Raw genomic sequence first — 14,920 nt, 5'->3', positions numbered from 1 at the left:
GGCCCGGCGCGGGCGCTACATCAGGCCCGCGCTCCGGGCGCGGGCCACGGCGGGGGCGATCGCCTCGCCGAGGACCGCGACGTCCTCCGCGGTCGAGGTGTGCCCGAGGGAGAAGCGCAGGGAGCCCCGAGCGAGGTCGGGGTCGGCGCCCATGGCGAGGAGGACGTGGCTGGGCTGGGGGACGCCGGCGGTGCACGCGGACCCGGTGGAGCACTCGATGCCCTGGGCGTCGAGCAGCATCAGCAGGGAGTCCCCCTCGCACCCGGGGAAGGAGAAGTGTGCGCTGGCGGGGAGGCGGCCGCCGGGGGCGGGGTCGCCGTTGAGGATGGCCTCGGGGACGGCTTCGCGGACCCGGGCGACCAGGTCGTCGCGCAGGGCGCCGACCTCCCGGGCGAAGTCCTCGCGCCGCTGCGCGGCGAGCGTCCCGGCGACGGCGAACGCGGCGACCGCGGGGACGTCGAGCGTGCCGGAGCGTACGCCGCGCTCCTGGCCGCCGCCGTGGAGGACGGGGACCGGGCCGATCTCGCGCCGGAGCACCAGTGCCCCGACGCCGTACGGCCCGCCGACCTTGTGCCCGGTGACGGTCATCGCGTCGAGCCCGGAAGCCGCGAAGTCGACCTCGACCTGCCCGAGGGCCTGGACGGCGTCGGAGTGCAGCGGCACCTCGAACTCCCGGGCCACCGCGCTGAGTTCCGCAACCGGGAAGATCGTGCCGACCTCGTTGTTGGCCCACATCACCGTGGCGAGGGCCACATCGCCCGGGTCGCGGGCGATGGCCTCGCGCAGGGCCTCGGGGTGGACGCGACCGTAGGCGTCGACCGGGAGCCATTCGACCCGGGCGCCCTCGTGCGTGGCGAGCCACTCGACGGCGTCGAGGACGGCGTGGTGCTCGACGGGGCTGGCGAGGACCCGGGTCCGCCGGGGGTCGGCGTCGCGGCGGGCCCAGTAGAGACCCTTGACCGCGAGGTTGTCGGCCTCGGTGCCGCCCGCGGTGAAGACGATCTCGCTGGGGCGGGCGCCGAGCGCGGCGGCCAGGGACTCCCGGGACTCCTCCACCGTGCGCCTGGCCCGGCGGCCGGCCGCGTGGAGGGAGGATGCGTTGCCCGTGACGGCGAGGTGCGCGGTCATCGCCTCGACGGCCTCCGGCAGCATCGGGGTCGTGGCGGCGTGGTCGAGGTAGGCCATGATGAGCGTGATTCTACGGGCGCCGCGGCCCCCTCCCGGACCGAGGCCCGTCCCGGGGCCCACGGCGCCGGGTGGTGCCCCGCTACAGGTGGAGTTCCTCCGCCGCGGTGGTGCGCCGGTGCCAGGCGCGGGGGGCGCGCCAGTGGTAGCGCATGGCCAGCAGCCTGAGGACGAAGGCGCTGATGACGGCGAGCACCCCGGTGCCGGGGGTCAGGGCCTCGAATTTGATGAGCACGACCACGACGGTGGCCCCCACGATGGCCGGCACCGCGTACAGGTCGCGGTCCCAGCGCAGCAGGGAGGGGACCTCGTTGCCGAGCAGGTCGCGCAGGACGCCGCCGCCGACGGCGGTGGCGAGCCCGAGGGTGGCGGAGGCGGTGAGGTTGAGGCCGTAGTCGTAGGCCTTGGTGGTGCCGGCGACGCAGAAGAGGCCGAGGCCGGCGGCGTCGAAGATGTTGATGGTGGTGTTGATCCGCTCGACCTGGGGGTGCAGGAAGAACACCACCGTGGTGGCGATCAGCGGGGTCAGGAAGTAGCCGAGGTCGGTGAAGGCGGCCGGCGGGACCGCCCCGATGATCAGGTCCCTGATCAGCCCTCCGCCCAGCGCGGTGACCTCGGCGAGGACCGCCATGCCGAAGACGTCGTAGTTCTTGCGTACGGCGAGCAGCGCGCCGGAGATCGCGAAGACGAAGATTCCGACGAGGTCGAGCACGTGCTGGACGGAGTGGCTGAACAGTTCGGTTTGCACCGGCCCCATTGTGCCGGGTGGGTGGCTAGGCCTTTTCGGCCGTCTTCCCGGCCGTGCCGCTGCCGGAGTCGCCGGTGTTCTCCGGGTGGTGGCAGGCCACCTGGTGCCCGGTGGCCAGGATGGCCAGCGGGGGCTCCGTGGTCTTGCAGACCTCGGTCGCCTTCCAGCAGCGGGTGTGGAAGCGGCAGCCGGGCGGCGGGGCGATCGGCGACGGGACGTCGCCGGTCAGCAGGATCCGCTCGCGCTTGGCGCGCCGCTTCGGGTCCGGCACCGGCACCGCGGAGAGCAGCGCGTTGGTGTACGGGTGCATCGGCTTGGTGTACAGGTCCTCGCGGTCGGCGACCTCGACGATCTTGCCGAGGTACATGACCGCGATGCGGTCCGACACGTGCCGGATGACCGACAGGTCGTGCGCGATGATCACGTAGGTCAGGCCGAGCTCGCTCTGCAGGTCGTCCAGGAGGTTGACCACCTGGGCCTGGATGGAGACGTCGAGCGCCGACACCGGCTCGTCCGCGACCACGAGCTTGGGCTTGAGCGCCAGCGCGCGGGCGATGCCGATGCGCTGCCGCTGGCCGCCGGAGAACTCGTGCGGGTAGCGGTTGTAGTGCTCGGGGTTGAGGCCGACCAGCTCCAGGAGGTTCTGCACCTCCTTCTTCACCCCGTTCTCCGTCTGCACCTTCTGCAGCCGGAACGGCGCGCCGACGATGGTGCCGACGGTGTGCCGCGGGTTGAGGGAGGAGTACGGGTCCTGGAAGATCATCTGCACGTCGCGGCGGAGCGGGCGCATACCCGCGGTGCCCAGGTGCGTGATGTCCCGGCCCTCGAACTCGATCTTCCCGCCGGTCGGTTCGAGAAGCCGGGTGATCAGCCGGCCCATCGTGGACTTGCCGCAGCCGGACTCGCCGACCACGCCGAGGGTCTCCCCGGGGTTGACGTGGAAGTCGATGCCGTCGACGGCCTTGACCGCGCCGACCTGGCGCCGCAGCAGACCCTTGGTGATCGGGAAGTGCTTGACCAGGCCGCTCACCTTGAGCAGCGCATCCGACCCGTCGGCGGTCGACTGCTGGGGGATCGTCATCTCCTGGCCTTTCACAGCTTCGGCGCAATCTCTTCGGTCCAGATGCGCTCCCGGTCCGCCGCGCCCAGGTGGCACGCGGCGTGGTGCCGGCTGCCGACCTCGCGCAGTTCCGGAACGACGGTGGTGCTGGCGCCGCCGGTGAGCTCCGCGTACGGGCAGCGCGGGTGGAAGGCGCAGCCGGACGGAATGTTGATGAGGCTCGGCGGCGAGCCCTTGACCGGGTTGAGCCGTTCGGTGCGCTCACGGTCCAGGCGCGGCATCGAGCCCAGCAGGCCCCAGGTGTAGGGGTGTTGCGGCTCGTAGAAGACCTTGTCGGCCGGTCCGCGCTCCACGCAGCGTCCGCCGTACATCACCAGGATGTCGTCCGCGAGCTCGGCGACGACGCCGAGGTCGTGGGTGATGATGATGACCGCGGAGCCGAACTCCTTCTGCAGGTCCCGGATGAGGTCCAGGATCTGCGCCTGCACGGTCACGTCGAGCGCGGTGGTCGGCTCGTCCGCGATGAGCAGGTCGGGGTTGTTGGACAGCGCCATGGCGATCATCGCGCGCTGCCGCATGCCGCCGGAGAACTGGTGCGGGTAGTCGTCGACGCGCTTGTCGGGCTGCGGGATGCCGACGCGGTCGAGCATCTCGACCGCGCGCTTGCGGGCCACGGCCTTGGACACGTCGTGGTGCACCCGGTACGCCTCGACGATCTGCGCGCCGACGGTGAAGTAGGGGTGCATCGCGGACAGCGGGTCCTGGAAGATCATCGCGGCGTCCTTGCCGCGCAACCGCCGGACCTCGTCCGGGTCGGCCGAGAGCAGCTCCTTGCCGTCGAGCCAGATCTCGCCGGACATCCGGGCCCTGCTGCGGCCGTACTGGCCGGCCCGGTGCAGACCCATGATCGCCAGGGACGTCACCGACTTGCCGGAGCCGGACTCGCCGACGATGCCGAGGGTCTTGCCCTTCTCCAGCTGGAAGGAGAGGCCGTCGACGGACTTCACCAGACCGTCGTCGGTCGGGAAGTGCACCTTGAGGTCGCGGACCTCCAGGAACGCCGTGGGCTGCCCCGCCTTCCCGGCCACCGGCTCGTTCGGCGCGGCGTCCGCCCCGGTGCCGGACTTCTGGATGGGGAGGTCGGTCATGACAGCCTCACGCGCGGGTCGACGACGGCGTACAGCAGGTCTACGAGGAGGTTGGCCACCACCACGGCGACGGCCGCGATCAGCGTGACGCCGAGGATCAGCGGGAAGTCCTTGTCCGAGATCGCCTTCACCGCCGCCTGGCCGATGCCGGGCAGGCTGAACGTCGTCTCGGTGAGGATCGCGCCGCCGACGAGGGCGCCGAGGTCCATGCCGAGGATGGTGAGCACCGGGGTCATCGTCGAGCGCATGGCGTGCTTGCCGATGACGACCGGCTCGCGCAGGCCCTTGGCACGCGCGGTGCGGATGTAGTCCTCGCCCATGATCTCGAGCATGGTGGCCCGGGTCATCCGGGCGTACATGGCGGCGTAGAGGAAGGCGAGCGTGACCCAGGGCAGGAGCATGCCGCCGAACCAGGCGGATGGTGAATCACCGAACGGCACGTACTGGCCGTCGATCCATCCGAGCCCGTAGACGACCACCGCGAGGGCGATCATGCCGGTGAAGTAGATGGGGAGCGAGACGCCGGCGAGCGCCACCGTCATCAGGGAGCGGTCCAGTACGGAGCCGCGCTTGAGGGCGGAGACGACACCGGTGCCGACGCCGACGATCACCCAGATGACGCAGGCGCCGGCGGCCAGCTGCAGGGTCACCGGGAGACGGTCCGTCAGGACCGGCCAGATCGCCTGCTCGTTGCGGAAGGAGTAGCCGAAGCAAGGGGCGGGGCAGTGCGTGACGTCCGCGCCGTTGGCGTAGTCACGCCCGGCGAACAGCCCCCACAGGAACTTGCCGAACTGCACGAGGATGGGATCGTCGAGGCCCATCTTCTTCCGAATGCCCTCGAGGGAGGCCGGATCCGCCTGCTTCCCGATGAAGTAGGTGGCGGGGTCGACTCCGACCCATTTGGGGATCAGGAAGAAGATCCCGAAGGTCACCAACGTGATGACCAGCAACATGACGACGACAGCGAACAGTCGCCGGATGATGTATGCAAGCACTGTGCTCGGCCCGGCGGCGGCCCGGGGGTTACCCGGGCCGCCGCACGCGGCCATCACCTGCCCTTCGTGCCTAGCGGGTGTGGCACTCGATCGATTCGAGGGTTGTTACTGCACGCCCAGCGAGGCGTAGTCGTAGCGGCCGTTGTACGCGTCGGCCGTGTAGACGTTGGTCAGGCGGGAGCTGCGCCAGATGATGTTCTTCTCGAAGGTGAAGGGCAGGTAGTACGCGCCCTCGGAGACCTTCTGGTTGATCTGCTTGTACAGGTCGGCCGCGGCGTTCGGGTCGGTCTGCTGCAGCGCCTGGTCGAACAGGCCGTCGATCGACTTGTCCTTGATCTCGGCGAAGTTGTTGTTGCCGCTCTCCAGGATGAACCGGCTGTCGACCAGCGGCTGGAGGAAGCCCTGGCCCGACGGGAAGTCGGCGCCCCAGCCCATGATGATGATGCCGTAGTTCTTGGACTTGACCGTCTTCGGGGCACCGATGATGCCGGAGGTCTGCGCACCGTCGAACTCGTCGAGCTCGGTGGTGATGCCGACCTTCTTCAGCGACTCCTGCAGCGACTCGGCCGTGGCGATCTCGATCGGCTTGTTGTTGCGGACCGCGATCGTGGTCTTGAAGCCGTTGGGCTGGCCGCAGGCCTTGAGCTCCTTCTTGGCCTCTTCGACGTTGCCCGAGGTGTCCTTCAGGACGTTGTACGGGTCGTAGTTGGCGTCGGCGCCCTTGATGCCCAGCGGGAGCATGTTGGGGGCGATGGCGCCGCCGGCCTGCGGGCCGCCACGGGCGGTCTGCAGCGACTTGTGGTCGGCCGCGAGGATGACCGCCTTGCGGCAGTGGATGTTGTCCATCGGCTTGACCGTGGTCGGGAAGACCGCGTAACGGATGAAGCCGGTGTCCGGGTTGTCGGCGTTGCCCTTGTTCTTGCCGAGCACCTCGGCGCGCGCGGCCTGGCCGACGCCGGTGGCGTTGAGGTCCAGGTCGTAGTCGCCGTTGATCAGGCGCTTGTCCATGTCGTCGGCGTTGGTGGTCAGGGTGACCGTGATCTTGTCCGGCAGCGCCTTGCGGAGGTCGTCGGTGGACGCGCTCCAGTTGGTGTTGCGGACCAGCACCATCGACTTGTTCGGCGTGTACGACTCGAACTTGTACGGGCCGCTGGAGAACGGCTTGAGGCCGTACTTCGCGCCGGTGTCCTTGGCCGCGGGGACCGGGGAGCCGGACGGCATCGCGAGCATCTGCTCGAAGTCGCTGTTCGGCGTCGCCAGGTGGAAGGTGATGGTCTTGTCGTCCGGCGTGTCGATGGCCTTCAGACCGAGCTTGTCGGGCGAGGTGTCCTTGTACGGGCCCTTGTACTCACCCTTGGGGTCGAGCACCTGCTGCAGGTAGATCGGGCCGCCGGAGATGACGTCCTGCGCCCAGATGCGCTCGATGCCGTACTTGATGTCCTTGGAGGTCAGCGGGGAGCCATCCTCCCACTTCAGGCCGTCCTTCAGGGTGTACGTGTAGGTCTTGCCGCCGTCGCTGACCTTCGCGAGGCCGCTGGCGAGGTCCGGCTTCAGCGTGGTGCTGCCGAGACCCGGCTCCGGGGTGAAGGACACCAGCTGACGGGTGTAGTACCGGGCGAAGTCCCACATGAAGCCGTAGTAGCCACGCTGCGGGTCCCAGGAGTCGGCGTCCTGCGTCCCGATGAACTTGAGCGTGCCGCCCTTCTTGTCGGACGCGTTCGCCACCTTGTTGACAGCGGCGTTGAATCCGGGGGCCTTGGCGTTGCCGTCGGACTTGCCGCCACCGCCGCCTCCGCCGCCGCAAGCGGCGGTGGACAGCAGTGCGGCGACCACGACGGCCGTCCCTGCGGCCAGCCTGCGCCTCGATGAGCGTGGGGATGTCACTTTTTCGTAACCTCCGTGATTCGCGGTCCGCGACTTTCGGCGGACCTGCGGTCCTTCTCGGTGAGAAGCCACCTGACGGGAATGGCAGGGGCGGTGTGCGAGGGCTAGCGGGAGCCCTTCGGGTCCAGCGCATCCCGTACGCCGTCACCGAAGAGGTTGAAGGCGAGCACGGTGATGAAGATCGCCAGGCCCGGGATCAGCATGAAGATCGGGTCCGTCTCGTAGAAGGACAGCGCCTTGAACAGCATCTGTCCCCACGACGAGGTGGGCGGCTTCACGCCGACCCCGAGGAAGCTCAGGGCGGCCTCGGTGAGGATGTTCGTCGGGATCATCAGCGTCGCGTAGACGGTGATCGGGGCGACGAGGTTGGGCAGCAGTTCCCGGAAGAGGATGTAGCCGCGGCCGGCACCGAGGCTGCGGGCCGCGTCGACGTACTCGCGTTCCCTCAGGCTCAGGGTCTGGCCGCGGACGATGCGCCCGACGTACGGCCAGCCGAAGAACCCGATGACGACGACCAGGACGCCCATGCGCACGCCGGTGCCGCTGAAGCCCAGCAGCGAGTTCGGCATGACCGAGACCAGGGACATGATGAAGAGCAACTGGGGGAAGGCCAGGAGGACGTCCATCACGCGGCCGATGGCGGCGTCGACCCAGCCGCCGAAGTAACCGGCCATGATGCCGAAGAAGGTGCCGAGGACCACCGCGACGACCGCCGACAGGAAGGCCACCAGCAGGGAGATCCGCGTCCCGTAGACGATGCGGCTGAAGACGTCGCGGCCGTTGACCGGCTCCACACCGAAGAGGTAATCCCCGCTGATGCCGCCCCACTTGCCGGTGGGGGTGCCGAAGAGCGGGTCGATCTTGTTCTCGTGGAAGTCGTTCGGCGGATGACCGAGGGCGCTGACGATGAGGGGGGCGAAGATCGCGACCAGGATGAGGAAGACGACGATCACGCCGCCTGCCAGCGCCACTTTGTCGCGCTTGAGGCGCATCCAGGCGATACGCCCGGGCGAACGCCCCTCGATGGCCTTCGCGGGTATGTCGGCGGCGACGTCGGCGACGGCCGTCTCGGCGGTGTCGTGCAGCGGTGCTGTCATGTCTCCTCGTGCATCCCCCTGCCGGCGGTGGCCGGCTTCGCCTGGCCGTCCGCCCGGGTCGACGGAGCGGACCGACCATGTCGGGCGCAGCTCTTGATGGTGGTGCGGTGGCGCTGGGCTGTGTGTTTGGCTTGTGATGAATCGTTAAGGCGACGTGTGAGCCGCCTTGGTGCGCGAGTCTTCATGGGGCGTGGATCACGCGCCAGACCCCACAGGGAAGCGATGCGCAACCGTGATGTGGTGAGCCTTCGTCCGTTATTACCGCAGTGTTACGCGCGTTGACAGATCGCCGCGATGCAAGAGGAGTCGCTACCTTCGATGCCATGAATGATCGGCTTCGCTCGGTGTGCGACCTGATGGTCCCCGTGGTCAGGGAGATGGCGGGACTCCACGAGTACGACGGCCAGGTGCAGGACCTGTCACCCGACGGCGTCCGCCGCGGACTGTCCTCGCTCGCCCACGCCCGGCTGCGCGAACCGGCCCTTCCCGACCCCCACGACGAGCGGCACCTGTCGGTCTTCGAGGACACCCTCAAGGTCCAGTACGGCGAGCTGGAACTGCACCGGCGTGACCCATATCCGCATTTGTCCAACCTTGAACTCACCGCGTACGACCGCGAGTATGCGCCCCGCGAGGAGCTGGCCCAGGCCCGCAGCCGCCACCTCCAGCAATGGCCGGACGCCGTCGACGCGGCCATCGCATCGCTCGACCGGGTGAGCGCGCCGGTCGCGGGTGCACTCCTCGGGGCGGTCCGCGGCCTGGCCGCCGACCTCGATCCGGACCGGGAACCGGAGGCCGGCCCCGCGCTCGCCGCGCACGCCCGGCTGGTGGACCACATCGCCCGTGCCGCGGAGACCGGCGACCCCGACCCGCGGCTCGGCGGGGAGGCGCTGGCGCTCCTGATGGGCAGTCAGGAGGGCCTGCGGGTCGACCTCTCGGCCCTCGCCGACGAGGCCGAACGCGAGCGGGACCGGCTCACGGGGCTCCTCACGGAGTCCTGCGGACGGCTGGACCCCAAGGCCACCGTGGACGAGCTCATCCCCCGGCTGCTCGCCGACCATCCGGACGCGGACGGGGTCATCCCCGAGGCCGCCCGGCTCACGGACGAGGTCATCGAGTTCACCCGGCAGCGGGGGCTCGTGCCCTGGCTCGACGGCGACTGCCTCGTCGGGCCGGCGCCGCCGTCGCGCCGCTGGTCCATGGCGATGATGACCTGGGCCGCCCCGGAGGAGGCCGATTCCGCCTCCTGGTACCACGTCACCCCGCCGGAGCCGGACTGGCCGGAGGAGGAACGCGAGGAGTGGCTCTCGGTCTTCAGCCGTACGAGCCTGCCGGCGATCACCGTCCACGAGGTGGCGCCCGGCCATTTCGCCCACGGCAGGGCATTGCGGCACGCACCCACGCAGGTGCGGCGGGTCCTGCACTCGCTGTCCTTCTGCGAGGGCTGGGCGCACTACGTCGAGGAGGTCTGCCTCGAGGAGGGCTTCCGGGCCCGCGACCCCCGCTTCGCGATCGGCGTCGCCCTGGAGGCGCTCGTACGCGTCACCCGGCTCGCGTGCGCGATCGGGCTGCACACGGGGGCGATGACGCTGGAGGACGCCACGCAGCGCTTCATGCGGGACGCCCACCTCGCCCGGGCCGGCGCGGCCTCCGAGGCACGGCGCGGCACCTTCGACGCGGCGTACGGCCGTTACACCTGGGGCAAGTTGGAGATCATGCGGCTGCGCGAGCGGGCCCGGCGCGCCTGGGGGCCCGAGTTCTCGCTGCAGCGGTTCCACGGTGCGCCGCAGGCGCAACGGCGCGCGAGCCGCCGGCGAACAGGCACACGACCCCCGGAAACCGCCGGAGGCGTCAGTAGGGCTGGGGGGCCCAGCCGTACGTCGCACCGGGGACACCCGGCGCACCCGGTGCTCCGTGGGCGTCTCGGGAGTAGAAGGGCTGCGCGGAGGCCCGCATCCACATGCCCACCGGGTCGTACTCGTCCGTGAGCGCGACCGTGGCGACCGGCAGCCCCTGCGGCACCGCCCCGAGGGCGGACTGCATCATCAGGCGCACCGTTTCCGCGGCCTGGGGCCCGGCGTCGTAGAGGTCGACGCCGATCGCGAGGTACGGCTCGCCCAGCGCGGGCTGGACCCACGCGCGCCGCAGCGAGCGGACGGCCGGGGTGCGGTGGGCCTGCTGCGACAACAGGGCGTAGTACTGGGGGATCTGGAGCGCGGGTTCGCCGATCCGCAGCGGTCCGGCCGGGGAGCGGTCGAGCCCGAGGCAGACGCGCCGCAGGTCGAGCCAGGGGATGCCGACGCCGCCGCCGGGGGCGTGCGGGTTGAGCCACAGGCCCCAGCGGTCGGGGAAGAGCGAGGCCGCGATCTCGCGACCGGAGACCACCTCGTGGGCCCGGTTCCAGCCGCAGGCGGAGAACTCCTGCGGTGAGGTCACGCAGGGCGCGTAGCCGTGGCCGGCGACCTCCATGTTGCCGTACTGCGCGTCCGACCCGCCGGGGGTGCCCTGCCAGAGCAGCATCCACACCTGGCTGTCGGCGAGGGTCCGCAGCACTTCCTCGTAGGCGTCGTACCTACCGGGCGTCACCTGCCGGAGCGCATGCTCCAACCCCCCGCCCCCTCCCACGCCGGCGCTCACGTGTCCCGCCCTTCCGCGTCTGCCTCGTCCGCGTCGTCTGCTTCGCCGAATGCCTCGGGTGTCGTGTCGGACCCAGGTTATGCGCCCGTGCCGACATAGAAGGGTCGCACGCGCTCCAGCATCCAGTCGCCGATGGGGTCCTGTGCGACGTCCAGCAGCACGAGGTTGACCTGCCAGGGCAGCGGTACGGCGCCGAGCGCGCGCCCGAGGGCGGCCATGGCGGCGGCCCGGTCCTCCTCCTGCCAGCGGTCGAGCTCGACGCCGACGAAGAGCGTGGCGGGGTCGCCCTCGACGCTGGCCAGCGCGCGGCGGGCGGAGAGCACGACGGGGAGCACGGCGAACTCGCCCGCGGCGGCGGCCAGGAAGTCGACCGGCTCCTCGTCCGGCGAGGGTTCCCACAGCCGGACCCGGGCCCCGGTCGGGGTGCCGGGCTCGCGGTCGGTGCGGCACAGCTCCATCACGGCGGCGGGCGGCAGCGGGATGCCCACCGCGCCACCGGGGTTCACGGCGATCCCGAGCTGCGGGGGCAGCCCGCGGGCGAACTCACGGGCGGGGGCGACGGCGAAGCTCATGCCGGAACCGGCGGCGAGGAACTGCTGTTCGGAGCTGAAGACCGGGACGTAGACGCCGCCTTCGAGTTCGAGGGTCGGCAGGTCGAGGTCGGTGCTGTCGGGGCCGCCGCCGTTCGGCAGCGGGATCCACACCTGCGAGCGTCCGAGCACCTCCAGGACGCGGGCCGTGGCACCCGGGTCGCCGAGTGCCGCGGAGAGCACTTCCTCGAGTTCGTTGGCGGGCCAGCCGCCGCCACCGTGGCCCGCCGGGGCGAAGCCGTCCGGTATCCGCTGCCCCGGGATGTTCACTGCGTCTCGCCTCGCAATTTCCTGTGGTGGTGCGCTCCGTGGAAACCCTATCCGGCGGCGGGCGCGCGCGACCCCCGCATCCCGCGGTCGTCACACCATGCGATCGTCCGGTTGCGAAGCGTCACTACGGCTCCGAAGGTAGGACGAGCAAGGAGAAAACCCTCAACCGGGAGATATCTCGACATGCGCATCACCAGGATCAACTCCACCCTCATAGCGGCGGCTGTCTGCGCCTCGCTGACGATGGGCCTCACCGGCGGTGTCGCGAGTGCCCACGCCCCCACCCGGAGCACGGCCGTCGAGGTCGAGCACCTCGCCGCCCGCGCGGCGGAGACGGGCAACGCCGAACTCATCGCCAAGCTGGGTGACACGCTGTCCATCGGCGCCAAGCTCACCCAGGAAGCCCAGGTCGAAGCCCCTGACTCGGCGAAACTGGAGGAACTCCGCAGGGGTCTGGAAGAGGCGAGCCAGCAGCTGGCCTCGGTTCTCGACCAGGCTGGTGCGGTATCTCCCGGTGTCACCGACCCGTCGGCCTACGATCCGGGCGCGCCACAACCGGGCATGGAGCCGGTCGATCCCGGCCAGCCGGGTGACCTGAGCGCCGTCGACCAGATCGGCGGGCCGGGTGACCAGGGCGCCGCGGACGCCGTCACCGACGTCAAGAACGCGCTCACCAAGCTGGTCCAGGACGTCACGGACCTGCTGGCCAAGGTGCTGGCCAAGGACCTCGCGGGTGTGACGGCCGGTGTCGCCACCGTCGTCGCCGACCTGCAGGCCCTGCTGCTGGCGGTGCCGAAGCTGCTCACCGGCGCACTGCCGCTGCCGATCCCGCTGCCGCTCCCCCTGAACGACCAGGGGCAGCAGCTCTCGCCCGACGGGCAGCTCGCGCCCGACGCGCAGCTCTCGCCGGACGGGCAGCTCGCGCCCGACGGGCAGCTCGCGCCGGAGGGCGCGGCGGAACCGCAGGTTCCGTAGCGGTACCGCCCCTCACGCGTCGCGGCCCGGCCGCTCAGCCGTCGAAGTCGATGGCCTCGAGCTCCCGGGCCGCTTCGCGGTCCAGCAGGACCACCGAGGCGCACGCCGCGGGCAGTCGGCCGGCCTCGGCCTCCGCCAGCAGTCGGCGGGAGGCGTTGCGGTGCCGGACCATGGCGTACGTCGACACCCCCCGGCCGCGTTCGCGCTGGCCGTCCAGCGCGGTCCGCAAGGGGACGTCCAGCAGCACCAGGTGCATGCCCCGTCCGCGGCGCCGGGCCTGACGGGCGACCCAGGCGCGCACCCAGCGCAGGGTGCCGCAGTCGTGCAGGACGACGCTGTCGCCCGAGCGCAGCGCCCGCCACAACCCCGCGTAGTGGGCGATCCGCACCAGGGGGCGGTAGAGGGTGTACGGCAGCAGCCGCGGCAGCCGGGCCTGCCAGCGTTCCCGTACGTCCTGAGAGTCGATCAGGCGGGCACCGCCCGTCGCGCGCCGCATGAGGGTGCTCTTCCCGCCGCCCGGGAGGCCGGAGACGACCAACACGTCGCCCGCCGGGTAGCGCAGGGTGCGCACGGGCCGGCGCCCCCGCCGCAGGTCGAGGAGCCGGCGCGGCCGCACGGCCCGGCCCCCGCGGCGCGCTTCCCCGGCCCGCGCCGGTACCGGCCGGGACACGGCCGGGCCTCCGGCCGTCGCATACGCACTCTGCCACCGCACAGCTCGCCTCCGGGTCCGACGTTCAAGAAATGGTAAATCCTGTGTCTTTGCCTACCCAGAGAAACGGCGGGGTTACTACCGGATCGGAACCGGACCGGGACATCCGGGACGCGATCGCGACAACGGCGGGAGCCCGTGCAATGATGGCGGCCTCAATCTCATACCGGCCGTTCGAGGCCGCGCGGGAGAGTCTCCGCACCGCCACGGCGGGGTGGGGCGCCGAAGGAGCAAGTCCTCCCTTGAATCTCTCAGGCACAGATACCGCGCGTCCGAGGCACATCTGAAAAGCGGACGAGTCCGCCCCGGCCGACGGGGCGCCGTCCCACCCAAGGTGCAAACCGGGACTCCTCCGCTCGGAGGGTCCAGGTGAACCTCTCAGGTTCCGATGACAGATGGGGAGGGCCTGCCCGTCATGGCCCTATCCGTCGTTTCCTTGCCTTGGGAGCCCGCCCGATGAGTGAACCCCGCCGTACCGCACTGGACGCGCTGCACCGCGCCCTCGGCGCCACCATGACCGACTTCGCGGGCTGGGACATGCCGCTGCGGTACGCCAGCGAGCGCGACGAGCACACCGCCGTGCGGACCCGGGCCGGTCTCTTCGACCTGTCGCACATGGGCGAGATCACGGTCACCGGTCCGGCCGCGGGCGAGGCCCTGGACCACGCGCTGGTCGGCCACATCTCGGCGCTGGCCGTGGGCCGTGCCCGCTACACGATGATCTGTGCACCGGACGGCGGCATCCTCGACGACCTGATCGTCTACCGCCTCGGCGACCAGGAGTACATGGTCGTCGCCAACGCCTCCAACGCCCAGGTCGTCCTGGACGCGGTGACCGAGCGCGCGGCGGGCTTCGACGCCGCCGTCCGCGACGACCGGGACGCGTACGCGCTGATCGCCGTCCAGGGCCCGGAGTCCCCCGGGATCCTCGAGTCGGTCACCGACGCCGACCTGGACGGGCTGAAGTACTACGCGGGCCTGCCCGGCACCGTCGCCGGCGTCCCCGCGCTGATCGCCCGCACGGGCTACACCGGCGAGGACGGTTTCGAGCTGTTCGTCGCCCCGGCCGACGCGGAGAAGCTCTGGCAGGCGCTGACCGAGGCTGGCGCGGACGCCGGCCTGGTGCCGTGCGGCCTGTCCTGCCGCGACACGCTGCGCCTGGAGGCGGGCATGCCGCTGTACGGGCACGAGCTGACCACCGCGCTCACCCCCTTCGACGCCGGGCTCGGCCGGGTCGTGAAGTTCGACAAGCCGGGTGACTTCGTGGGGCGGCAGGCCCTGACCGCGGCCGCCGCGAAGGCCGAGGCCGCGCCGCCGCGCAAGCTGGTCGGCCTGGTCGCCGCGGGCCGCCGGGTCCCCCGCGCGGGCTACCCGGTGGTGGCGGGCGGCGAGGTGGTCGGCGAGGTCACCTCCGGCGCCCCGTCCCCGACCCTGGGCAAGCCGATCGCCATGGCCTACGTGGACGCCGCGCACGCCACCCCGGGCGCCTCCGGCGTGGGCGTGGACATCCGCGGTACGCATGAGCCGTACGAGGTGGTCGCCCTGCCGTTCTACAAGCGGCAGCGCTGAGGCACCGGTCACATCCGGCTCAGCCGTCCCACCTGTCAAGACAGCCGTTCACC

At 71.1% G+C, this 14,920-nt stretch carries 12 protein-coding genes, 1 pseudogene and 2 riboswitches; of the genes and pseudogenes, 3 read left to right on the top strand and 10 right to left on the bottom strand.

The genetic code is table 11. The features are described 5' to 3' along the window. Positions 1 to 15: 15 nt before the first annotated feature. The 7 genes from PV350_RS20505 to PV350_RS20475 form a co-directional block, all read right to left on the bottom strand. Positions 16 to 1,185, bottom strand: coding sequence for a cysteine desulfurase family protein (locus PV350_RS20505; protein ID WP_499514137.1), 1,170 nt, complete (start codon positions 1,183 to 1,185; stop codon positions 16 to 18). An 82-nt stretch (positions 1,186 to 1,267) separates the two neighbouring features. Then, complete coding sequence (locus PV350_RS20500) at positions 1,268 to 1,933, bottom strand: trimeric intracellular cation channel family protein (protein WP_499514136.1); 666 nt, start codon at positions 1,931 to 1,933, stop codon at positions 1,268 to 1,270. A 25-nt stretch (positions 1,934 to 1,958) separates the two neighbouring features. Then, the gene (locus PV350_RS20495; protein WP_499514135.1) at positions 1,959 to 3,014 is read right to left on the bottom strand and encodes an ABC transporter ATP-binding protein; all 1,056 of its coding nucleotides are present in this window, start codon (positions 3,012 to 3,014) and stop codon (positions 1,959 to 1,961) included. Positions 3,015 to 3,025: 11 nt separating this feature from the next. Then, on the bottom strand, positions 3,026 to 4,141 hold the full coding sequence (locus PV350_RS20490) for an ABC transporter ATP-binding protein (protein ID WP_499514134.1): 1,116 nt from the start codon (positions 4,139 to 4,141) through the stop codon (positions 3,026 to 3,028). Then, entirely contained in the window at positions 4,138 to 5,136 is a 999-nt protein-coding gene (locus PV350_RS20485) for an ABC transporter permease (RefSeq protein WP_499514133.1), read from the bottom strand. The genes PV350_RS20490 and PV350_RS20485 overlap by 4 nt, the downstream gene beginning before the upstream one ends. Positions 5,137 to 5,241: 105 nt before the next feature. Continuing rightward, positions 5,242 to 7,020, bottom strand: a complete 1,779-nt coding sequence (locus tag PV350_RS20480; RefSeq protein ID WP_499514132.1) for an ABC transporter substrate-binding protein — start codon at positions 7,018 to 7,020, stop codon at positions 5,242 to 5,244. A 104-nt stretch (positions 7,021 to 7,124) separates the two neighbouring features. Continuing rightward, complete coding sequence (locus PV350_RS20475) at positions 7,125 to 8,117, bottom strand: ABC transporter permease (RefSeq protein WP_499514131.1); 993 nt, start codon at positions 8,115 to 8,117, stop codon at positions 7,125 to 7,127. A 323-nt stretch (positions 8,118 to 8,440) separates the two neighbouring features. Between PV350_RS20475 and PV350_RS20470 the strand changes: the two are divergent. Next, a pseudogene (locus PV350_RS20470) lies at positions 8,441 to 9,886 on the top strand (DUF885 family protein); the annotation flags it as partial. An 82-nt stretch (positions 9,887 to 9,968) separates the two neighbouring features. Here the strand turns inward: PV350_RS20470 and PV350_RS20465 are convergent. Both PV350_RS20465 and PV350_RS20460 read right to left on the bottom strand, forming a co-directional pair. Further along, a complete protein-coding gene (locus PV350_RS20465) occupies positions 9,969 to 10,754 on the bottom strand; it encodes an enhanced serine sensitivity protein SseB C-terminal domain-containing protein (RefSeq protein ID WP_500335236.1) in 786 nt (261 codons plus the stop codon). A gap of 77 nt (positions 10,755 to 10,831) precedes the next feature. Further along, the gene (locus tag PV350_RS20460; RefSeq protein ID WP_499514128.1) at positions 10,832 to 11,614 is read right to left on the bottom strand and encodes an enhanced serine sensitivity protein SseB; all 783 of its coding nucleotides are present in this window, start codon (positions 11,612 to 11,614) and stop codon (positions 10,832 to 10,834) included. Between the two features lie 183 nt (positions 11,615 to 11,797). On the opposite strand from PV350_RS20460, the gene PV350_RS20455 reads away from it, so the two are divergent. Next, positions 11,798 to 12,589: a hypothetical protein gene (locus PV350_RS20455; protein ID WP_500335234.1), complete on the top strand. Its 792-nt coding sequence runs from the start codon at positions 11,798 to 11,800 to the stop codon at positions 12,587 to 12,589. A 34-nt stretch (positions 12,590 to 12,623) separates the two neighbouring features. Here PV350_RS20455 and PV350_RS20450 read toward each other — a convergent pair whose 3' ends face one another. Then, a complete protein-coding gene (locus PV350_RS20450) occupies positions 12,624 to 13,301 on the bottom strand; it encodes an AAA family ATPase (RefSeq protein ID WP_499514126.1) in 678 nt (225 codons plus the stop codon). A 172-nt stretch (positions 13,302 to 13,473) separates the two neighbouring features. Then, a riboswitch (glycine riboswitch) is annotated at positions 13,474 to 13,575 on the top strand. Between the two features lies 1 nt (position 13,576). Then, positions 13,577 to 13,703, top strand: a riboswitch (glycine riboswitch). Between the two features lie 51 nt (positions 13,704 to 13,754). On the opposite strand from PV350_RS20450, the gene gcvT reads away from it, so the two are divergent. Next, entirely contained in the window at positions 13,755 to 14,867 is a 1,113-nt protein-coding gene (gene gcvT, locus PV350_RS20445) for a glycine cleavage system aminomethyltransferase GcvT (RefSeq protein ID WP_500335232.1), read from the top strand. Positions 14,868 to 14,920: the final 53 nt, after the last annotated feature.

Source organism: Streptomyces sp. PA03-6a (genome assembly GCF_033792765.1).
Lineage (GTDB): Bacteria > Actinomycetota > Actinomycetes > Streptomycetales > Streptomycetaceae > Actinacidiphila.
Note: the sequence above shows the minus strand (reverse complement) of the source record. Positions and strands in the feature narration are given on the sequence as shown.